The sequence below is a fragment of the Bradyrhizobium sp. SRL28 genome (genome assembly GCF_018596315.1).
Taxonomy (GTDB): Bacteria; Pseudomonadota; Alphaproteobacteria; order Rhizobiales; family Xanthobacteraceae; genus Bradyrhizobium.
Genome location: NZ_JAHEAG010000008.1, coordinates 103,180 through 123,494 on the forward strand (window position 1 = coordinate 103,180; position 20,315 = coordinate 123,494).

The following is a 20,315-nucleotide window of genomic DNA, read 5'->3' on the forward strand; positions in this document are numbered from 1 at the left end:
TCGTATCATGTCGCCGCGATAAGGAATTTAGTTGCTACCGAGGCATAGTGGGCATTGGTTCTAGCCAGCACCAGTCAACCTCGATTTAAGAGTGCGCGCCCTGGCAGGCTCGCAGCGTTGTTAACGTTGCGAGCCCTCGGTCAAGTGTGGCGGCGGCGCTGAATGCGAAGATGCGGGCCGCGAAGTAGATCCGTTACGCGGCCTTTAAGCCGACGTTGGGCAGTATCGGCCGGTTCTTCAGCGCTTTCGCCATCATGGCCTCGACCTCTGCCTTCTCCTGCGGCAGCAGCGCAAGGCGCGGCGGACGGGTCAGTGCGGTGCCACGGCCCGTGATGTGCTCGCAAAGCTTGATGCACTGGACGAGGTCTGGACGGGCATCGAGGTGCAACAGCGGCATGAACCATTCGTAGAGCGGCATCGCATCGGCATAGCGTCCCGCCTTGGCGAGGCGGAACAGGGTCTCGCCCTCGCGCGGGAAGGCGTTCGACATGCCGGAGACCCAGCCGACGGCGCCCATGGCCACGCTCTCGACGATGACGTCGTCGAGGCCGGCGAACAGCACGAAGCGATCGCCGACCATGTTGCGGGTGTCGATGAAGCGTCGCGTGTCGCCGGAGGAATCCTTGAAGCAGACGACGGTTTCGACATCCGCCAGCGAAGCCAGAATGTCCGGCGTGACGTCGTTCTTGTAGATCGGCGGATTGTTGTAGAGCATGACAGGCAGATCGGTCGCCGTGGCTACCGAGCGGAAATGCGCGGCGGTCTCGTGCGGCTTGGAGGAATAGACCAGCGCTGGCATCACCATCACGCCGTCGATGCCAACGCGCGCCGCTTCCTTGGCGGTCTCGACGGCGAAGGCGGTGGTGAACTCGGCGATGCCGCACAGCACGGGGACGCGGCCGGCCGCGACGGATTTCGCCGTCTCCATGATGGCGATCTTTTCCTTGCGCTCCAGCGAGGTGTTCTCGCCGACGGATCCGCAGACGATCAATCCGGACACGCCGTCGCGGATCAGGCCATCCATGACCTTGGCTGTCGCATCGATATTGAGCGACAGATCATCGTTGAATTGCGTGGTAACGGCCGGGAAGACGCCTTCCCAGGAAATGAGTGGGCTCATTGTTTGGCTCCGATTGAAATTTTCCCGGCGGAAGTCACATCCGCCGGGCTTTGGCTTGGAAACGATGGGTGGGATCAGAGCGTCGCGCCGACTTTTCGCAGCTCGGCGAGGACGGGCGCCTTGGGCAGCCAGATCTTGTCGAACTCGGCAATGACGGCTTCGGTATCGCCGGCCGGGACCTGACGGATCGGGATCGGCGCGTTCTTGAAGTTTTCGACCAGTTTCGGCTCATTGCCGGCCAGTTCGTCGATCTGCGCATCGAGCGTCGATTTGACGGTCTTGGTGATCAGCTCACGGTCGGCAGCCGGCAACGACTGCCAGACACGGCCGGAGACGACCGCCGCCATCGGCATGAAGACGGCATTCATCTGCAGGATGACTTTCGCAACCTTGTCGAAGCGCTGGTTCCAGGAGAACTCCAGGTCCGCCTCGAGGCCGTCCACCTGGCCGTTCGCCATGGCGTCGAACACCTGGGGCGTCGGAATCGGCGTCGGCGCAGCGCCGAGCGACGAATAGAAATCGCGATAGACCGGCGTCGGGTTGATGCGCAGCTTCATGCCCTTGATGTCGGCGAGACCAGTCAAATCCTTCGCCGAGAAAATCGCGCGCATGCCGGTGATGCCCCAGCCCAAGCCGATCGTTCCGGTTTCCTGCGGCAGCACCTCGAACAGCTTGATCGCCGCCGGATGGCGGACGAATTTGGCGACCGAGGGCGTCGAGCGGACAATGTAGGGCGCATTGATCGCCGCGATATGCGGTACGCGCGAGCCGAGTTCGGCGGCCTGGATAAAGCCCATGTCGAGTGCGCCGGACTGCAATTGCTGCATCATCGCCGGCTCGTTGCCGAGCTGGCCGGAATGAAACACCGTCATGGTCAGGCGGCCGTTGGTGGCCGCCTTGAGATCGTCGCCGAGCTTCAGCGCCGCCTTGTTCCAGGAATGGCCGTTAGGCGTGATCAGGCCGAGGCGGAATTCCTTGGCCTGGGCCAGCGCCAGCGACGGCGCGAACAGCGGCACGGCCGCGCTGGCGGCGAGAAAGCGGCGACGTGAAAGAGTCATGGCAAGGCTCCTGAAGGGTTGGCGGGTCTACTTGATGAGGACGAGGGAGAGGGACGGGTAGAGCGAGAGCAGCACCAGCAGGACGCAGCTGATGACGAAGAACGGCAGCGTCACCATGAACATCTTGCCGGGCTTGGCGCCGGTGACGGCGGCGGCGACGAAGAAGCAGAGGCCGACGGGCGGTGACAGCAATCCGAGCACCAGGTTGATCACCACGACCACGCCGAAGTGACGCGGATCGATGTGATAGATGTCGGTCGCGACCGGCAGCAGGATCGGCACCGTCATGATCAGGCCGGGAATGCCGTCGATAACCGTGCCGATCAGCAGCAGGATCGCGTTGCAGATCAGCATGAAGCTGACCGGATCCTTGGCGACCGACTGGATCCAGCCGGCCGTCTCCTGCGGTACCTTGCCGAAGATCAGCACCCAGGAGAACACGGCTGCGGCCGCGACCAGGAACAGCACGATCGCCGAATAGATCCCGGCGCGCAGCATCATCTGCGGCAATTGCGAAAACTCGAACTCTTTGGTCCAGTATTTTCCGATCAAGGCCGCGGCGACCGCGCCGACGGCCGCGGACTCCGTCGCGTTGGCCAGCCCGCCGAGGATGCTGCCGACGATCACGATCGGGATCAGCAAGGTCGGCGATGTCCGCAGGATCGTCGCCACCCGCTGCCGCGGCGTCTGGTAGTCGGCCTTGGGATAATTGTAGATGTATCCCATCAGCGCGATGACGATGCAGAACATCGCGGTGAGGATCACGCCCGGCACGATGCCGGCAATCAGCATGTCGCTGACCGATACCTGCGCCAGCACGCTGTAGACGACGAACATCACCGACGGCGGAATGATCGGCCCGAGCATGCCGCCATAGGCGGTCAGTCCCGCCGCAAAAGTCTTGTCGTAGCCCTTCTTCTCCATCTCCGGCACCATGATCTGCGCCATGATCGCGACCTGTGCGGTCGCCGAACCGAGGATGGAAGAGATGAACATGTTGGCGAGGATATTGACGTAGGCGAGCCCGCCCTTCAGCGAGCCGACAAAGGCCATCGCCATGTCGACGATACGCCGCGTGATGCCGCCGCCATTCATGATCTCGCCGATCAGGATGAACAGAGGTATGGCGATCAGGCCGTAGCTGTCGACGCCTCCGAAGAGCTGCAGCGGGTAGGACTGGAACAGCACCGGATTGCCCGATGCGATGATGTAGACGAAACCGGCAAGGCAAAGACACAGCCCAATCGGCACCCCGACCAGCATGATCGCGATAAAGGCGGCCGAGGTGATCATTAGTTGACCCCGTCGAGCTCGGAGAGCTGAAAGCCCTTCGGCGGCGTTCGCGGGATCAGTTCGAGATCCTCCAGGAGGTTTGCCAGGCCGTGGACGGTCATCGACACCGCGAAGATCGGCAGCGTCAGGTAGACGACCCAGGTCGGCCAGTTCAGCGTCTGCGTGCGCTCGGTGTAGAGAAAGTTGAAGGTCTCGGCGGCGAGCTTGCGTGCATCGAAGCCGGCGCGGGCAAGCCCGATCGGATCCATCCAGAGGAAGCAGGTGGCGATCAGGGCCACGCCGAACACGACGACCATGCCCGTCGCAATGACTTTTGCGATCTTCTGATTCTGCGTCGAGAGGCGCTCGGTCATCATGGAGACGGCGAAATCGAGCCGCAGGCGCGTCATGGCGGACGCGCCGATGAAGGTCAGCCAGACCACGCAATAGACGGCTGACTCATCGATCCAATAGATCGGGAAGTGCGAATAGCGGGTGACGACGTTCACCAGGATCAAGGCCGTCAGCAGATACATCAGGCCTATCAAGGCGATGCGCTCGAAAGCGAGCAGGAGGCTGGAAGCCCTGACAACGACCCGCCGGGCGCTGAACGCCGGCGCATCCGCAATCGCCTGCTCGATCATGAAGAGCCCCGCTACCCCATTCAGATTTATCGTGCACTTCAAAAATGTATAATTTATACAATCTTGTCAAATGGAGATTGTGAAGGCCCGTTAGCTTTTGCTGGGTCGGGACCACCTCAACATGCGAAATTGGTGCCGCCTCGATCAGAAAGGCCGGACATGACGACGGAAGATCAAATGAAGGGACCCCTGAAGCACCGGACGCTGTCGGCTGCGATCGTCGACCAGCTCAGGCAGGCGATTCTCGACGGGACCTATCCGGCCGGCTCTCAACTGCGGCAAGACGCGCTGGGCGATATCTACGGGGTGAGCCGCATTCCCGTGCGCGAGGCGCTGTTTCAGCTCGAGGCCGAAGGGCTGGTGCGTATAGTCCCGCAAAAAGGCGCGATCGTCTCGGAGCTGTCGCTGGACGAAATCAACGACGTGTTCGATCTCCGAGGGATCATGGAGCCGCGGCTTTTGGCGCAGTCGGCGCCGCATTTTGTGGAAGAAGACTTTGCCGGGCTGGACGATATCCAGAAGCGCTTCGAGAAGGCGATCAAGGCGGGCAATGTCAGCGAGTGGGGGCAGCTCAATGCCGACTTTCACATGGCGCTCTACGTTCACGCGCGCCAGCCCCGCACCAAGGCGATCGTCGTGGCGCTGCTGCAAACCAGCGACCGCTACACGCGCCTGCAGCTCTCCAACACCAAGGCGATGGGGACAGCCGAAAAAGAGCATGCCCACCTGATCGCGCTATGCCGCGCGCTGCAGATCGACGAGGCTTGCCGGTTTCTGGAGCAGCATATTGAAGCGGTGAGGACGGATCTGCTGCAGGTGGTCGGCGGCGGCTCGATTGCGGCGCGAGCCGGGCGTTGAAGCGAATAGAGGGTAATGGCCTGACCCCCGTCATTTCCTGCGACAAACGCACAGCGTTTGCGCAAGCGCGCGATGCTTAAGCATCGGCCGGCGGTTCGAGATTCCCCGATGCGCTATCGCGCATCTTGGGGTCTGGCGCTCACGCCCCAGTCCGGAATCACGGGAGGGCTGAATCCGTCACCGGCAAGAGACGGCGGAGCGCGTTTTGCCCGCTTCCTCTTGCCTACTTCTTCTTGCCCTTGCCTTTGCGCGCGGCGTAACGGGCGTCGCGCTTGGCCTTCTGCTCAGCCTCCAGCGCCACCTGCCTGGCGGCTTCTTCTTCCTTTTCGCGCGCGATCCGGGCGGCCTCTGCCGCGGCGGCCTCGGCCTCGATACGTTTCTGCTCGGCCTTTGCCGCTTCCTTGGCCTCCCTCGCCTTGGCGCGGGCGGCGGCTTGGGCTTCGCGCTCGGCTTGACGGCGCTTCACCTCGGGATCGTCGAGGCCCGGCTTGGCGCGAAACTTGTTCAAAATGTCCTGCCGCGCCTGCATCGCGGCCTTTTGGCGGTCCGCGAAGTTCGGTTCCTTGAATCCACTCATAAAAAAGGCCTTGTCGCTTTCACTCTCGGGGTTGGTCGCGCCACACGCGCGGATGGCGCCTAGGTAAGTGAACCCGGGGCAAAATGCCAGCGTCGAAAGGGGGGCGGCAGAGCAGGGGAGGCTTGCATGAACAGCAAACGGCCCAAACTGACGCTGATGAGCAGGATTACGACAGCCTGGCTGCTCTACGAGATGGCAACGGCGACCGAAGCCTCAAGCTGGGCGCTGGCGATGGTCGGCTCGCTGGTGATGCTCGCTTCGGAGAAATGACCGTCCCTAGAAGCTATCGCGACGCCCACCGGGTCCGAGAACGCGTGCGACCGTCATCACTGTCATCGCGACCCGATCCGCGGTTCGCTGCGCCTCCAGCCTGTCGCGGGCATTTTCCCTGATCATGATCTCGATCAGTTCGAGCCGCCTGGTCTCGTCGACCGCTTCCGCCAGCAATTGTTTGTATCTGATGTAGTCGTAGCCCGTTTCCTGCATGTCCATCGCACGCCCCGCACACGCGCTCACCCCGAACGTGCAGTGTCGATCAAGGGTTGTGAGTCCGCAACGGATTTACGTGAGTTATACCCATTTCCTCATCCATCGGGCTCGCGCACAAAGCCGTGTAATGTGAACCAGTTCACAGGGGCTGTGACAGGTCGTTCCTATCTTCCGGGCTTCTCAAGCAGGAGCGACCGCCATGCCCCGGTGGACCCGCAAATACGTCGTTCTCGCCGCCGCCGTCGCGCTGGCCTTCATAGGCTTCGTCGTGATCGGCGTGTCCTATCCCGAGCCAGCCGCCAGCGCAGCCCTTGGTCCTGACTGGCAGTGCAGCCGGCTGGCCTTCGTCTTCACGACCTGCAGCCGGGCCAAGCACAGCCAGTCCGCGTCCGTCCGTGTCGCCAGAATCCCGGTGTGCGGACGTCTGCGGACGTAATAGGATCTGGCCGGAAACGGAGTTGGCCAGAACTGGAGTTTTCGATGCAAAAACTGTTTCGTCTTGTGACGGTCCTGTCGGCGGCGGCTCTCATGTTTCTGCCGGCCGGCGCCGCGCTGTCGCAGGGCGCGCCGAGCGGCGGGACTGCGCCTGCGGCAACCTCCACCGCCGCGCCGGAAGCCAAGTCTCCTGAAAAAACCGCTGCTGAAAAAACGGCGCCTGAAAACACGGCTCCTGAAAAGGAGAAGGCGGCGCCGAAGAAAAAGAAACCGGCCAAGATGACCCGGCAGCAGGAGATCGACCGTTCGGTCGACCGTGGCACGGTGCCCGCGCGTTACCGGAACTCGGTGCCGAAAGAGTACCATCAGTACATTCCGTTCGATAAGCGGTAGGACGTGGCGGATAGCGCTCGTCGTGCCCCCGCGAAGGCGGGGTATCCAGTACGCCGCGGGCTGACCACGTCATTGCGAGCGCAGCGAAGCAATCCATTCTTTCTTTATGCCGCGAGATGGATTGCTTCGCTGCGCTCGCAATGACGGCTGGCAAAGCTGAGCGGTCGCGCGTGTGGGACACACGCAAGGAATTTGCGCACGTATTTCGCACCGTACTCCTACGGATTGGCTGCGTGCGCACGGCGCATCTATAACGACGTCGCTTGCAGCGGGGGGCAGGGCGGTCGTTCATCACCACGAACGCTACCACTGGAGGCGACGAGGCCCGGACTCCTAGGCACTCCGGGCCTCGTCTACTCCTTGTCGCAGCAGCCGGGCCGCTTCCGCCGCTCGAACCGCTTCATCGGCACAATCACATCGGAACAACGCAAGGCGGCACGCGCGCGGTCATTGACCTGCGTGCCGATGATCAGAGCGATCCGAGGAATTGCCAGATGATCAGCCGCACCACGATCACGAGCACCACATAGATGATCATTTTCGGCTTCGCGCGCCTGAAGCGAGGCTGGCATCTGGTCGCCCGGGCTTCAACGCCGGTGATGGACCTCGCCGGTCAGGCCGGCCGTCGTGGATCCAGGTTCCAGATTCACCTTAAGTTCGCCTTTTGCTCCAACGGCGGGATTTCGGATGCTAAGGGGTAGCCCCATGTGGAACGGTTGGAAAAAAGCGGTAATCGGATTGAGCGCGCTGCTCGCCTTCGTCCTCCTGGAGTTGATGGCGGTCATCGGCGGCGTTGCCGTATTCCTGGGCCTTGTCATGGACGTCGATTTGCCGTTCCTCGCGACTTCCGAGGAATAACCGTCCGGGCGGCCCCCTAACCCAGCAGCCCTGAGACAGAGAAACGTGTCGAAGGCGCTCGGTTCCCCAACTGGGGATTCCAGCCCATTTTTGCGCCGTTTCGGTTCCCTTGAAGCCCGGATGCCAGCACCAGCAATCGATCGCGATCATAAAAATCGTTACGATTCAATGACTTTTTAAATTCTCTTTAAGCCAGAAATGAGTTCCTATTCGGGCCGCACCGCCGCGCGGCCCGAATAGCCGGGCGCCGCCCCATCACCTACCCCAGGGAGACGAGCGCTCGGCTATTGTGGGCATCTCACTAGCTTGGCCGTTTCCAGCAGCGCACCCCAGAATTGCAGCGAGCAAACGCGACCGCACTTCCCCGTACGCCAGACCACCGGTGACATACGCCGGCACCGTCGTGGTCGCCGTGGAGCCGATACGCCCACGGACGGTGCCGAGCTTGGTTTCAATTGCTACTCGTAGCCGGCGCGACGCACGGTGACGCGGCACAAGCCGTCGCAGCCGATCTCGCGCGCGGCGCCGAGCGAGAAGTCGAGAACCCGGCCACGTGCGTAGGGGCCGCGGTCCTGCACCGGGCAGCGGATCTTCTTGCCGTTCTCGAGATTGGTGACGACGAAGATGGTGCCGAACGCTTCGGTGCGATGCGCGCAGGAGACCTCGTTGGCCTTGAAGCGCTTACCCCGCGCGTCCCACTTGTCCTCCCAGTAGACGGATGCTTCCTGATCGTCTGCCGGCGGCCGGGCGATCCGCCCCATCCACTTTTCCTGAAAGGTGTCGGCGCATGCATGCGACGAGGTCAGCGCCAGCGCAAGCGCCGCGAGCTGCAGCTTCGAAGCACCGCGGCCATTGCGGTGGCGATACCCTGCCATGACGCCAACATTCTGTTGCGTGACGGGCTCACGCCGCCGGAGGCTCACAGCCGAAAGTTCATCCTCGACTTTGGCGGCGGCGTGGCGCGGGTGGGGCGGCATTGCGCCGAAATGGAAACCCGGACGCTCTCGTTGGATTACGCGTTGGCTTTGCCTGCAACGGATGAGTGCGCAGCACCGAACGTTGAGCAGTCGATGCAGTGCGATTAGGAAACCGTCAAGGAGATGCCTTTAGCTTCGGATTTTCTGACCGCGCAAATCTGTCACCAGTTGTGAGAGGAAACTTGGATGCGCCTCAAAGCAGCGTCTGTCACGGTTGTATTATCTAAAGAGGTCAACCGGCTGGAAATTTACAATCTAAAAGAGGTAACTCGGGTTGGAACTTCACAGACTGAAAGAAGGGGCTTAAAGAGGTGCTGAATCGGCCTTATTCTGCTCATGTTTTTTACCAACGATGACAACCACATCGAATCATGATTGGGGACGGTCGTGAACCGCAATGACTTCAAATCGATGTCCACGGATCAGTTGTGGGCACTGCACGAGGAAATCGCCTCCAGGCTTGCAGCCTCGCTGCTCGCGGAGAAGCGCGTACTCGAAGATCGCCTGAAGCAACTCAAGGGTGGCGTCGAATCCGAGCGCGAAAGTTCGTCGACAGGGCGGCGTCCATATCCGACCGTCGTTCCGAAGTTTCGGAATCCGGATCGGCCCTCTGAGACTTGGGCGGGACGAGGAAAGACGCCGCGTTGGCTTGCTGCGAAATTGAAATCCGGCAAGCGGATCGACGACTTCCGAATCAGGCAGGTAGCCTAAGAAGATTTGCAGCCGGTCGGTTGTGGCGTGCTTGCACGTCGGCCAATCCAAGAATTGGCCACGTGAAGCATTCAGATGCCGCGCCGACCTGTTGCTGATCGCTAATACGCGCGAGCTCTTGAATGCGCGCGCGTTCTTGGCTGTTCCGCTTGGAAAGCTTTTAAGCGTTCCGGCAACATCGCCGGTGATGTCGCTCTGGATTCAGATGCTGGCGTCACGCTCGCACTTCAGATCACCTTGGCTTGGATCTTGAGTTGGACCTGAGCGCCCGGGATTGAGTGTCCTTTCGACATGCGCTTCCAGGGCTCTGACAATTCCCATGCGCGCAAACAGCATGGGTCCGCGATCTTCGGAGGCATCGATAAGCATCTGAACGGCAAGCCGCCATTCCTGACAGTCACGGTCTGGCTGAGGAAGCTTCCTGATGTAGTCGGCCGCGTCTCGCAGGGTTTGCGCAGGCGGTCCCTCCGGGAGAGGGACAGGCTGAGCGAACGGACGATCCCAGGACATGCTGAACTCCCGTCATCGACAAATGGCCCCAACGCGGCGGAATAGAATGCGCCAAGACGGCAAGCCCAGCGTGGGTCGCTTTCCGGTGTCGCCGAAAAAGGCACCGAGAGCACGGATTCGACGCGGGGCCTCGATTTTAGTTCCATTCGCAAGGTTGTTTTGTTCCCTGCGGTCCAACTTTGACCCCGCCCGTGGACAGATCAGTTCAAAAACGTAACGCCGACGAAATCGCCTTGCCGCCAGATCACGCGGCACTCGCGAACGGTATGAAAATTGTCGAAGCTCAATTCGAAATTCAGCGGCAATATATTGAGGCCATGGAGTTCGATTCCGGCCCCGGAATTCGTGACGTCCTGAACGCGGCAGGTGAGGACACCGCGCTGCGCGTCAAAGAACAGCAGCGCGTCTTTCGCGATCGTCGTCCTCGCCACATATCGGCGTTCGGATTCCATCGGAGCCACCAATAGTTCGCGCCAGCCCCAGTAATAAGCAGAGGCTAGCGAATTGCGCTCAGGTGGCAATCAGGTTCGGTCTTTTTCGTAAACAATCAATTTTAATCATCGCGGAAAGTCGAATTCCACGAGCGGGCGCAGCCGTCGTCAGGACGGTGCAGTTGCGGCGTAAGCACAGTTCTGCCGGTTCCGCGTGCGGAACTCACAATCAGGCTTGATGCGCCGGTGAAAGGCAGCCTCTCTTGATGCGCAGAGGGGAATCAAATGCACTTACGTTGGATGTGCGTGCTGGCGCTGTGTCTGGGAACATCAAGCGCCGGCTTTGCGGGCGAACAGTCGGGTGTTTTGCGTCGAATTTCGTGTCCTGTCGTGCGCTATTACGTGGCGCAATACAGTGCGTCCGCCGCCGAGCAGTGGGCCCGCAACAAAGGTGCGAGCGACGCCGAGATCGAAGCCGCGCGGCGCTGCCTGAGGCCCGACACGACGAGAACGGCCAAAGCCCCACAGAGGCCGCTCGCGCTCGGCACTTACGGCTGGTGATTGGTGAGTCCCTGCTAGCCGCGAAATCGCAGCGGGCGGCGTGAAGACCACCCGGCGCCATGGGCTTTGCCCCGCGGCACGCTGACAATGCCGCGGCTTGCGCCCATCTGCCTGCAAAAGTGAATAGCGCAGTCAGAGCAACCCAAAATTGCGACTAAAGCGCCACACCGCGCAAGAATTCGGCCGAGTAGTTGCTCTGTCTTTGCAGATAGATGCCGTGGCTGTTCTGCGCGGACGTATGCTTGCAACGTTGGAGGGCGTGAGTGGAGGGCGTGTGATGCGCGGACCATTTGCTGCACTTGGAGTTTCCGTCTTAATAACATCATTGGCAACATCAGCGCTGGCGGCGGATCTGCCCGTCAAGGCACCGCCTGTTCCAGCCGTACAAGCCGTCAGTTGGACGGGTCTCTATGTCGGCGGTCATGCCGGCTATGCCTGGGGGCGTTCCGACGGCGACCTCACCTTCGACCCGGGCACTGGGCCGCTTGTGGTCTTCGATCCGTCCCATCGAACAATCGACGCCGACGGCTGGCTCGCTGGAGGGCAGATCGGATTCAACTATCAGTTCAACTCATTCGTGTTCGGACTTGAAGCCGATGCGTCGTGGACAAACCTGAGAGGTCGCGGGAGCTTCAACACAATTCCCGGTGACATTAATTGGACGATCGAAAACCAACTGGATTGGTTCGGCACCGTTCGCGGCCGTGCGGGTGTTGCTGTCAATAATTTCCTGCTCTATGGCACGGCTGGTGTTGCCTTTGGGCAGACCAGCGCGGACCAAGTGGTAACGAACATCATTCCATGTTGTCTGGTGACTGCGGTGTCGTCGGTCAATGAAAATCATATTGGCTGGACAGCAGGGGCAGGCGCCGAGTGGATGTATTCCCGAAACTGGTCCCTTAAAGCGGAATACCTTTACGTAGACTTGGGGTCGGCGGACTATCGCTTCATTGGTACTACTTTTCTTGGCACTCCACACACGACTGACAGCTTCCCTGCCGACCTTACTTTCCACACCGTTCGTGTGGGTGTGAACTACCGGTTCTGATGGGGTCAGCGGGTAGCCCGCATGAGCGGAGCGATATGCGGGCTACACTTTCAGGCGGTACCGTCAGGCCGTCGAAGCGGGCGATTTTCAGTACGGCTGTGACCGGTGGCGCTTGCTACGCTTGGCCTTCGGCCCGCCGTAATATGGATTGACCACGCATTGGGCGGAGCGGCCCGAAGCCGACGCCGCACACTGCGCCATCGTTTGATAGCGGCACTCGAAATAGAAGTCCGCGATGCCGCCCTGGTAGATCTGCAGGCAAACGGGGTAGCTTGGATCGTAGGTCTGGGCGCGTGCAGGGGCGTGCAGGGCGATTGTCGCGGCCAAAATTGTTAGAGATAGTGCCGTGGCAGATGCATGTGGCAGCTTCATCCTGATGTCCTCCCAAACTTCAGTACTTCCATCAGGTAGCCCGCATGAGCGGAGCGACATGCGGGTGCAACAAACGAAAACCCGGATATCGCTATGCTCATCCGGGCTATGCTGACCACGAGCCCGTCTTTCAGACTTCCCGATCCTCAAATCCATACTCTCGGTAAACGGCGGCGCGATCGGCGTGGGGGTTTAGCCGGCACTTTGCCTGGGCGAGGTGAAGGTTGAGGGTCCCGGGCTGACAATTGGCTGCCAGCAGTTTCCGGATGTCATCCATCTGCTGACGTGATTGCTGGGTCGGTTCGAGTTGCTCAAGCGCGACCAGTGCCGTCGCCAGCGCTTCCGTGACGACCCATTCGTCGTGGCCGGTGATTCCCTTTTTTGGCATTACGACCCGTATCCTTTGTCTAGGCAACGGAGCAATTCCTGGCCGGCATTATAAGCCCAAACCGCAAATCGTCACGCGTGCCGCTTCAGTTTCGTTGGCCTTTGATGCACAAATTGGCGCCTGGAGCGTGCGCGCCGATGTCCCCGACCGGTTCCTCCGCGGCGGCCGGGCGATGCAATCAATCTCGGGGGGCGCCGTCGGAATGGGGAAATCTCTTCGATCTGATGCCGGCAAACTTGCGTTGCACAACGCATATTTCTTCCGTCGAACCGCGACTCCATCTAGCCTGATACAGAGCGCTTTAAATTGGCCTTGTTATGTTCAGACTATCTGCCGACGATGAGGGCTCAAACGTCGAATCATGATTGGGGACCGTCATGAACCGAAATGACTTCAAGTCGATGTCGACCGACGAATTGTGGGCGCTCCACGAGGAAATTGCCACCAGGCTTGCTGCGGCACTGACGGCGGAAAAGAGCGTGCTTGAAAACCGCTTGATGCGACTGCAGCGCGGAATTGAAACTCCACATGTAACTCAAGATGCCAAGTCGTCGACGGAGCGCCGGCCCTATCCCGCGGTGGTTCCGAAATATCGGAATCCGGAGCGGCCGTCGGAGACGTGGGCGGGCCGCGGCAAGACCCCTCGCTGGCTGGCCGCACAACTAAAATCCGGCAGGCGGATCGACGACTTTCGGATCAGGCACGCGGCATAGGCGGTCAGTAAGGTCGACCAGCTTCGGCTTTCTGAACCAGCTTACGCAGTGCCTGCACCTCGGCCAGCCGTCTCGCGAGCTTTGCGGCCCCTTCACGGATTGGCTTCCTTGGCTGACGGAGGCGAGCCGGACGGATGCTGTTTGGTTCTGCTGTGCGCTAGCGCCCGATGACAGGCTCCGCGAGTTGCAGGAAACCCCTGACGTCGTTCTGCTCATCCGGGCGGCGCTTGCTCGAACAGCGGCCGGATATCGGCGCCCCGGTGGCCGCGCGAACCTCTCAGTCCAGATTTTTGCGCTTCAACCGCATTTGCATATCAAACTTGAGGTCATATTTCTTTCCATCCGCACATACGGCATCGTCGACCTCAAACTGCTGATCGTCTTCGTCCATCTCGAACTTGCCGCCAGAACATCCCTCAGCCTGAACCGCAGCAACGAGCTTTGCGCGTTCGTCCTCAGTAACCTGGCGATCGGCGAGCGCAGGCAGGGCCGATACGGCGAGTATTGCTATCGACGTGATCAATCGCATGAGCAAGTTCCTCCTGTGGGCGCGCGTAGGGGCGCTTCGCGCTGACCAGTCGGTTCTCTCGCCGCGTTAGGGCATTGCGCGGACCAGCACGTACAACTCGAATGCCAGCGACCGGCAAATGTTCCGCGAGCCCCGGCAGCTCGATGGTAGAAATCCGGCCGGCTTCCATATCCGATAAGGAGTAGCGAGCACCCGCATGAGCCACCGGGTCGCGCGAATGCGCGCCCGGGGAGAGAGGGTGGCGATCCCGGCAGGACTCGAACCTACAACCACGGAGCAGACAGTCTTTAGTCAGGCTGCGAATTCTTCAATTCAATGAAGAATTTGGCACCGGTATCGCGCTCGCGTCCATCGGTTCGTATCATTCCCGAAGATTGGGGCCCCGGCGCAGATATGTGGGCTACGCCGGGACCGCCCGCTCCGCCGATATTTATGAAGGGGGCTGGGAATCGACGATACGAGCATATATATCAAACCACAACCGTAGCGGGTTTTCCAGTGCTGTTTGTGCCAACCCACAAAAAAAGCTGCAGAACGAAATATAAGCAACCTAAGCGGGTTTCATTCATGGAACCCAGAATGTCGTGGTAAAACTTTCCGAAACATGAAAGCGCGCATGGCGTGCCACTAATGTGGTCCGCTATCGCCGTTAAGCCGGCACGCTGTCACGGCAAGAGCTCGGCGGATTGGCGATCCCAGCAGGATTCGAACCTGCAACCCACGGAGTAGAAATCCGTTACTCTATCCAGTTGAGCTATGGGACCGTCCGGGCCGTATCCGCCCTGAAGTATCAGTCTTGTATAGGCCTTCCTTATATCTAGCATTGCCAATATGAAAAATCCGCTTTCCCGCCAAGACGGTCGAACCGATTTCCTCAAGTTCGCGACCAAGGCAGACGGTGGGTCATAGCCTATGGTCCGCCCCTGACATAAAGCCAGCCGCCGGCACCCCGCCGGGCGGTGCGGCTGGGACCGTTTGGACTGCCAGCGCCATGCATGCGACCTTTTCGCAAGCCAGAATCCCTGCCATCAGTCCGTCACCTTTTCGCGCATTTTTTGACGTTACGCGGCTGATGTCCGCGGCAAGGAGCCCATCATGATCGGTTTGGTTCGCGCCACAGTGATTTGCGCCACGCTGGCGCTTGGCCTGACGGCGGCCGGGGCCGCTGACAAGGCGTTCAAGCGCGACGAACTGGCCGATTCGGCTGTCAAACTGGAAGCCCAGATCAAGAGCGAGGCGGGGCCGATCGCCAAATCCTCCGCGACCCTGCGCAACGACGCCGACGCCGCTTTCAAGCGCGCCGACTTTCGCGTCGGCCTGCAGATCCTCGGCCAGATCGCCGCCACCACGCCCGAGGACGGCGCCAATTGGCTGAGGCTCGCCAAAACCATCTTCCAGATCCGTTCCGCCAGTTCCAGCGAACAGACCTTCCTGTACGAGCGTGCCTCGACCGCGGCCTACATCGCCTATCAGCGCGCGGGCAACCAGGCCGAGGAGGCCGATGCGCTGGCCGTGCTGGGTCGGGCGATGTCCGAGCGCAAGCTGTGGCGTCCGGCGCTGGATGCGTTGCGGCTGTCGCTCGACATGCGCGAGGTCGCCGAGGTCCGCGGCCAGTACGAGAAGATGCGCGACCAGCATGGCTTCCGGCTGCTGGACTACACCGTCGATTCCGACGGGGCCTCGCCGCGGGCCTGCTTCCAGTTCTCCGAAGACCTCGCCAAGCGGGTCGACTTCGCGCCCTTCGTGGCGCTGGCCGGCACCGACAAGCCGGCGCTGACCAGCGAGAGCAAGCAGCTCTGCGTCGACGGGCTGAAGCATGGCGAGCGCTACAATATCAACCTGCGCGCGGGGCTGCCGTCCACCGTCAAGGAGAGCCTGCCGAAATCGGCCGAGTTCAACATCTATGTCCGCGACCGCAAGCCGTTCGTGCGCTTCACCGGCCGCGCCTATGTGCTGCCGCGCACCGGCCAGCGCGGCATTCCGCTGGTCAGCGTCAATACGCCGTCGGTGAACGTCAACGTGTTCCGGATCGGCGACCGCAACCTGATCAACACCGTGGTGGACAGCGACTTCCAGAAGACGCTGTCGAGCTACCAGCTCTCGGATTTGGGCAACGAGCGCGGCGTCAAGGTCTGGACGGGCGAACTTGCAACCGCGAGCACGCTGAACCAGGACGTCGTGACGGCGTTCCCGGTCGATCAGGCGCTCGGCGACCTGCAGCCCGGCGTCTATGTGATGACGGCCGCGGCCAAGGGCCCCGGAAGTGGCGACGATGACGGCTCGCTGGCGACGCAATGGTTCATCGTCTCCGACATGGGGCTGACGGCGTTTTCCGGCAATGACGGCATCCATGTCTTCGTCAATTCGCTGGCTTCGACCGAGGCCGTATCGAAAGCCGAGGTACGGCTGGTCGCGCGCAACAATGAGATTTTGGCGACCCGCAAGACCGACGATGCCGGCCACGTGCTGTTCGAGGCGGGGCTGGCGCGCGGCGAGGGCGGGCTTTCGCCAGCGTTGCTGACGGTCATGAGCGACAAGGCCGACTACGCCTTCCTCAGCCTGAAGACCAACGCCTTCGACCTCACCGACCGCGGCGTGTCGGGGCGGGTGGTGCCTCCTGGCGCCGACGCCTTCGTCTATGCCGAGCGCGGGGTCTACCGGTCGAGCGAGACGGTCTACCTGACCGCGCTGCTGCGCGACGGGCAGGGCAACGCCATGGCCGGCGGGCCGCTAACGCTGGTGATCGAGCGGCCGGACGGCGTCGAATACCGTCGGGCACAGCTTCCCGATCAGGGCGCAGGCGGGCGTTCCATGGCCGTGCCGCTCAATTCGGCGGTTCCGACCGGGACCTGGCGGGTGCGCGCCTTTACCGATCCCAAGGGCTCTGCCGTCGGCGAGACCACCTTCATGGTCGAGGATTACATCCCCGAACGGATCGAATTCGATGTCTCGGCCAAGGAGAAGATGATCAAGGCTGAGACTCCGGTTGAGCTGAAGGTCACCGGCAAGTTCCTCTATGGCGCACCCGCCTCGGGCCTGCAGCTCGAAGGCGACATGCTGGTTGCCCCCGCAGCCTCCGGGCGGCCGGGCTATCCCGGCTTCCAGTTCGGCGTGGCGGATGAGGAGACTGCTTCCAACGAGCGCACTCCGATCGAGAACCTGCCGGAGGCCGACGCCAACGGCGTCGCGACCTTCCCGGTGTCGCTCGCCAAGGCGCCGACGTCCACCCGCCCGCAGGAGGCGCAGATCTTCATCCGCATGGTGGAGACCGGCGGCCGCGCCGTCGAGCGCAAGCTGGTGCTCCCCGTGGCACCGCAGGCGGCGCTGATCGGCATCAAGCCGCTATTCGCTGACAAAAGCGTGGCGGAGGGCGACAAGGCCGAGTTCGACGTCGTATTCGTCGGCTCCGACGGCGAGCAACTTTCGCGAGACGGGCTGCGCTACGAATTGCTGAAAATGGAGTCGCGGTACCAGTGGTATCGCCAGAACTCTTCCTGGGAATATGAGCCGGTCAAGTCGACCAAGCGCGTCGCCGACGGCGATCTGACGCTCACGGCCGACAAGGCTGCACGGGTGTCGCTCGCGCCGCAGCCGGGCCGCTATCGCCTCGACGTCAAATCCACCGAGGCGGACGGACCGGTCACGTCGGTACAGTTCGACGTCGGCTGGTACTCCGACGGCAGCGCCGATACGCCGGACTTGTTGGAAACCTCGATCGACAAGCCGGAATACGCGTCCGGCGAGACCATGGTGGTGTCGATCAATGCCCGTACCGCCGGCAAGCTCACCATCAACGTGCTCGGCGACCGCCTGCTGACGACGCAGACCGTGGACGTCAAGGAAGGCACCCAGCAGGTCAAGCTGACGGTTGGCAAGGACTGGGGCACGGGCGCCTATGTGCTGGCGACGCTGCGCCGTCCGCTCGATGCGGCCGCGCTGCGGATGCCGGGGCGGGCGATTGGGCTAAAGTGGTTCGGCATCGACAAGAAGACGCGTACGCTGCAGGTCGCGCTGTCGCCGCCGCCCCTGGTGCGGCCCGGCACGGCGCTCAAGATCCCGGTTAAACTCGGCGGGCTCAATCCCGGTGAGGACGCCAAGATCGTGGTTGCCGCAGTCGACGTCGGCATTCTCAATCTGACCAACTACAAGCCGCCGGCGCCGGATGATTACTATCTCGGCCAGCGCCGCCTCACGGCTGAAATCCGCGACCTCTACGGGCAGTTGATCGACGGCATGCAGGGCACCCGCGGCCAGATCCGGACCGGCGGCGATGGCGCCGGCGCCGAGCTGCAGGGCTCGCCGCCCACGCAGAAGCCGCTGGCGCTCTATTCAGGGATTGTCACGGTCGGGGCTGACGGCACTGCCGAAATCAGCTTTGACATTCCGGAGTTTGCCGGCACGGCCCGCGTCATGGCGGTGGCGTGGAATTCGACCAAGCTCGGTCGCGCCACCATCGACGTCACGGTACGCGATCCCGTAGTGCTGACGGCGACGTTGCCGCGCTTCCTGCTCAACGGTGACAAGGGCACGATGAGTTTCGACCTCGACAATGTCGAGGGCGCGCCCGGCGATTACAGCATCAGCGTCAAGACGTCGGGTCCGGTGAAGGTGACGGGTAACCCCACGACGACAGTCAAACTCGCTGCCAAGCAGCGGACCTCGATGGCGCTGGCGATCGACGCCGGCGGCGCCGGCACCGCCAATCTCGACGTCGACATCAAGGGTCCGAACGGGCTGACGCTGGCGCGGCACTATGCGCTCGAGGTCAAGGCGGCGACGCAGGTTCTGGCGCGCCGCTCGATCCGTACGCTGGCCACAGGCGAGAGCCTGACGCTGACGCCGGACATGTTCTCCGACCTCGTATCGGGCACCGGCAGCGTGTCGCTGTCGGTCAGCCTGTCCACCGCGCTCGATGCGGCGACCATTTTGAAGGCGCTGGATCGTTATCCGCATGGCTGTTCCGAGCAGATCACCAGCCGTGCGATGCCGCTGCTCTATGTCAACGACTTGGCAGCGGGCGCGCATCTGGCGATGGATACCGCGGTCGAACAGCGCATCAAGGATGCGATCGAACGGCTGCTGGCGCGGCAGGGCGCGAACGGTTCGTTCGGCCTGTGGTCGACCGGCGGCGACGATGCCTGGCTCGATGCGTACGTGACCGACTTCCTGACCCGCGCCCGCGAAAAGGGATTTGCGGTGCCGGATGTGCTGTTCAAGAACGCGCTCGACCGTATCCGTAACTCCGTGGTCAACGCCAACGAGCCGGAAAAGGACGGCGGCCGCGATCTCGCCTACGGCCTTTACGTGCTCGCCCGCAACGGCGCGGCGCCGATCGGCGATCTCCGCTATCTCGCCGATACCAAGCTCTCCAATCTAGCTACGCCGATTGCGAAGTCGCAGCTTGCGGCGGCGTTGGCCTTGGTCGGCGACAAGACGCGGGCGGAGCGGGTCTACGGGGCGGCGCTCGATGCGCTGGCGCCAAAACCCGTGCTCGAGTTCGGCCGCGTCGATTACGGCTCGGCGCTGCGCGATGCGGCGGCGCTGGTCTCGCTCGCCAGCGAAGGCAACGCCCCGCGGGCGACGCTGACGCAGGCGGTCGCACGGGTCGAAGCGGCGCGGGGGCTTTCGCCCTACACCTCCACGCAGGAGAATGCGTGGCTGGTGCTGGCCGCACGTGCGCTGTCGAAGGAAACCTTGGCGCTGGATATCGATGGGTCGCCAGTCAAAGCCGCGGTCTATCGCAGCTACAAGGCCGACGCGATGGCCGGTACGCCGGTCAAGGTCACCAATACCGGCGATGCGCCGGTGCAGGCGGTGGTCTCGGTTTCGGGTTCGCCGGTTACGCCCGAGCCCGCGGCGTCGAACGGCTTCAAGATCGAGCGCAATTACTTCACGCTCGACGGCAAGCCCGCCGATGTCACCAAAGCCAAGCAGAACGACCGCTTCGCCGTGGTGCTGAAGATCACCGAGGCCAAGCCGGAATACGGGCACATCATGGTGGCCGACTATCTGCCGGCCGGACTGGAGATAGACAACCCGCGGCTGGTGTCGTCGGGTGACTCCGGCACGCTGGACTGGATCGAGGACGGCGAGGAGCCGGAGAATACCGAGTTCCGCGATGACCGCTTCACGGCGGCCATTGATCGCGCCAGCGACGACAAGTCGGTGTTCACGGTCGCCTACATCGTGCGCGCGGTATCGCCCGGCAAATACGTGCTGCCGCAGGCCTATGTCGAGGACATGTACAACCCCTCGCGCTATGGCCGCTCCGGCACCGGCTCAGTCGAGGTGCGTCCGGCGAAATGAGTGGTGGTGGAATGAGCGACGCGGTGTCACCGCAATCTCAGTCGTCATGCCCGGGCTTGACCCGG

The 20,315-nt window shown here is 62.1% G+C and carries 22 protein-coding genes and 1 tRNA gene; 11 read left to right on the plus strand and 12 right to left on the minus strand.

Annotated features, from left to right (window positions below; genetic code table 11):
* Positions 1-193: 193 nt before the first annotated feature.
* The 4 genes from KIP88_RS19100 to KIP88_RS19115 all read right to left on the minus strand — a co-directional run bounded on the left by KIP88_RS19100 (position 194) and on the right by KIP88_RS19115 (position 4,094).
* Complete coding sequence (locus tag KIP88_RS19100) at positions 194-1,120, minus strand: dihydrodipicolinate synthase family protein (RefSeq protein WP_214489496.1); 927 nt, start codon at positions 1,118-1,120, stop codon at positions 194-196.
* A 74-nt stretch (positions 1,121-1,194) separates the two neighbouring features.
* Positions 1,195-2,178 carry a TRAP transporter substrate-binding protein gene (locus KIP88_RS19105; RefSeq protein WP_214489497.1) on the minus strand — a complete coding sequence of 328 codons (984 nt, stop codon included), beginning with the start codon at positions 2,176-2,178 and terminating at the stop codon, positions 1,195-1,197.
* A 27-nt stretch (positions 2,179-2,205) separates the two neighbouring features.
* Positions 2,206-3,471, minus strand: coding sequence for a TRAP transporter large permease (locus KIP88_RS19110; protein WP_214489498.1), 1,266 nt, complete (start codon positions 3,469-3,471; stop codon positions 2,206-2,208).
* Positions 3,471-4,094, minus strand: coding sequence for a TRAP transporter small permease (locus KIP88_RS19115; RefSeq protein ID WP_214489499.1), 624 nt, complete (start codon positions 4,092-4,094; stop codon positions 3,471-3,473). Before KIP88_RS19115 ends, KIP88_RS19110 begins: the two co-directional genes overlap by 1 nt.
* Positions 4,095-4,271: 177 nt before the next feature.
* On the opposite strand from KIP88_RS19115, the gene KIP88_RS19120 reads away from it, so the two are divergent.
* On the plus strand, positions 4,272-4,952 hold the full coding sequence (locus tag KIP88_RS19120) for a GntR family transcriptional regulator (protein ID WP_214489500.1): 681 nt from the start codon (positions 4,272-4,274) through the stop codon (positions 4,950-4,952).
* A gap of 223 nt (positions 4,953-5,175) precedes the next feature.
* On the opposite strand, the gene KIP88_RS19125 is transcribed toward KIP88_RS19120, so the two are convergent.
* Positions 5,176-5,529, minus strand: coding sequence for a DUF6481 family protein (locus KIP88_RS19125; RefSeq protein ID WP_214489501.1), 354 nt, complete (start codon positions 5,527-5,529; stop codon positions 5,176-5,178).
* Between the two features lie 126 nt (positions 5,530-5,655).
* Between KIP88_RS19125 and KIP88_RS19130 the strand changes: the two genes are divergently transcribed.
* Positions 5,656-5,799, plus strand: coding sequence for a hypothetical protein (locus tag KIP88_RS19130; RefSeq protein WP_214489502.1), 144 nt, complete (start codon positions 5,656-5,658; stop codon positions 5,797-5,799).
* Between the two features lie 6 nt (positions 5,800-5,805).
* Here KIP88_RS19130 and KIP88_RS19135 read toward each other — a convergent pair whose 3' ends face one another.
* The gene (locus KIP88_RS19135; RefSeq protein WP_214489503.1) at positions 5,806-6,021 is read right to left on the minus strand and encodes a hypothetical protein; all 216 of its coding nucleotides are present in this window, start codon (positions 6,019-6,021) and stop codon (positions 5,806-5,808) included.
* A 196-nt stretch (positions 6,022-6,217) separates the two neighbouring features.
* Between KIP88_RS19135 and KIP88_RS19140 the strand changes: the two genes are divergently transcribed.
* The 4 genes from KIP88_RS19140 (at position 6,218) to KIP88_RS19155 (ending at position 7,704) form a co-directional block, all read left to right on the plus strand.
* Entirely contained in the window at positions 6,218-6,454 is a 237-nt protein-coding gene (locus KIP88_RS19140) for a hypothetical protein (protein WP_214489504.1), read from the plus strand.
* Between the two features lie 44 nt (positions 6,455-6,498).
* Entirely contained in the window at positions 6,499-6,846 is a 348-nt protein-coding gene (locus KIP88_RS19145) for a hypothetical protein (protein WP_214489505.1), read from the plus strand.
* 530 nt (positions 6,847-7,376) lie between these two features.
* Entirely contained in the window at positions 7,377-7,547 is a 171-nt protein-coding gene (locus KIP88_RS19150) for a hypothetical protein (RefSeq protein WP_214489506.1), read from the plus strand.
* 4 nt (positions 7,548-7,551) lie between these two features.
* Complete coding sequence (locus KIP88_RS19155; RefSeq protein ID WP_214489507.1) at positions 7,552-7,704, plus strand: hypothetical protein; 153 nt, start codon at positions 7,552-7,554, stop codon at positions 7,702-7,704.
* A 458-nt stretch (positions 7,705-8,162) separates the two neighbouring features.
* Here the strand turns inward: KIP88_RS19155 and KIP88_RS19160 are convergent, their stop codons facing one another.
* Positions 8,163-8,579 carry a septal ring lytic transglycosylase RlpA family protein gene (locus KIP88_RS19160; protein WP_214489508.1) on the minus strand — a complete coding sequence of 139 codons (417 nt, stop codon included), beginning with the start codon at positions 8,577-8,579 and terminating at the stop codon, positions 8,163-8,165.
* A 489-nt stretch (positions 8,580-9,068) separates the two neighbouring features.
* On the opposite strand from KIP88_RS19160, the gene KIP88_RS19165 reads away from it, so the two are divergent.
* Positions 9,069-9,392 carry an H-NS histone family protein gene (locus tag KIP88_RS19165; RefSeq protein WP_308163593.1) on the plus strand — a complete coding sequence of 108 codons (324 nt, stop codon included), beginning with the start codon at positions 9,069-9,071 and terminating at the stop codon, positions 9,390-9,392.
* Between the two features lie 710 nt (positions 9,393-10,102).
* Here KIP88_RS19165 and KIP88_RS19170 read toward each other — a convergent pair.
* On the minus strand, positions 10,103-10,354 hold the full coding sequence (locus KIP88_RS19170; protein ID WP_214489509.1) for a hypothetical protein: 252 nt from the start codon (positions 10,352-10,354) through the stop codon (positions 10,103-10,105).
* Between the two features lie 264 nt (positions 10,355-10,618).
* On the opposite strand from KIP88_RS19170, the gene KIP88_RS19175 reads away from it, so the two are divergent.
* Together KIP88_RS19175 and KIP88_RS19180 are read left to right on the plus strand one after the other, a co-directional pair.
* Entirely contained in the window at positions 10,619-10,894 is a 276-nt protein-coding gene (locus KIP88_RS19175; protein WP_214489510.1) for a hypothetical protein, read from the plus strand.
* Positions 10,895-11,171: 277 nt separating this feature from the next.
* On the plus strand, positions 11,172-11,942 hold the full coding sequence (locus tag KIP88_RS19180; protein ID WP_214489511.1) for an outer membrane protein: 771 nt from the start codon (positions 11,172-11,174) through the stop codon (positions 11,940-11,942).
* 87 nt (positions 11,943-12,029) lie between these two features.
* On the opposite strand, the gene KIP88_RS19185 is transcribed toward KIP88_RS19180, so the two are convergent.
* Positions 12,030-12,314 carry a DUF3551 domain-containing protein gene (locus tag KIP88_RS19185; protein ID WP_214489512.1) on the minus strand — a complete coding sequence of 95 codons (285 nt, stop codon included), beginning with the start codon at positions 12,312-12,314 and terminating at the stop codon, positions 12,030-12,032.
* Positions 12,315-12,444: 130 nt separating this feature from the next.
* Positions 12,445-12,702, minus strand: coding sequence for a hypothetical protein (locus KIP88_RS19190; RefSeq protein ID WP_214489513.1), 258 nt, complete (start codon positions 12,700-12,702; stop codon positions 12,445-12,447).
* Between the two features lie 377 nt (positions 12,703-13,079).
* On the opposite strand from KIP88_RS19190, the gene KIP88_RS19195 reads away from it, so the two are divergent.
* The gene (locus tag KIP88_RS19195) at positions 13,080-13,415 is read left to right on the plus strand and encodes an H-NS family nucleoid-associated regulatory protein (protein WP_214489514.1); all 336 of its coding nucleotides are present in this window, start codon (positions 13,080-13,082) and stop codon (positions 13,413-13,415) included.
* A 277-nt stretch (positions 13,416-13,692) separates the two neighbouring features.
* Here KIP88_RS19195 and KIP88_RS19200 read toward each other — a convergent pair whose 3' ends face one another.
* Both KIP88_RS19200 and KIP88_RS19205 read right to left on the minus strand, forming a co-directional pair.
* Positions 13,693-13,944 carry a PepSY domain-containing protein gene (locus tag KIP88_RS19200; protein WP_214489515.1) on the minus strand — a complete coding sequence of 84 codons (252 nt, stop codon included), beginning with the start codon at positions 13,942-13,944 and terminating at the stop codon, positions 13,693-13,695.
* Positions 13,945-14,631: 687 nt separating this feature from the next.
* Positions 14,632-14,708: transfer RNA gene (locus KIP88_RS19205), tRNA-Arg, on the minus strand.
* 331 nt (positions 14,709-15,039) lie between these two features.
* Between KIP88_RS19205 and KIP88_RS19210 the strand changes: the two genes are divergently transcribed.
* The gene (locus KIP88_RS19210; RefSeq protein ID WP_214489516.1) at positions 15,040-20,250 is read left to right on the plus strand and encodes an alpha-2-macroglobulin; all 5,211 of its coding nucleotides are present in this window, start codon (positions 15,040-15,042) and stop codon (positions 20,248-20,250) included.
* Positions 20,251-20,315 lie beyond the last annotated feature (65 nt).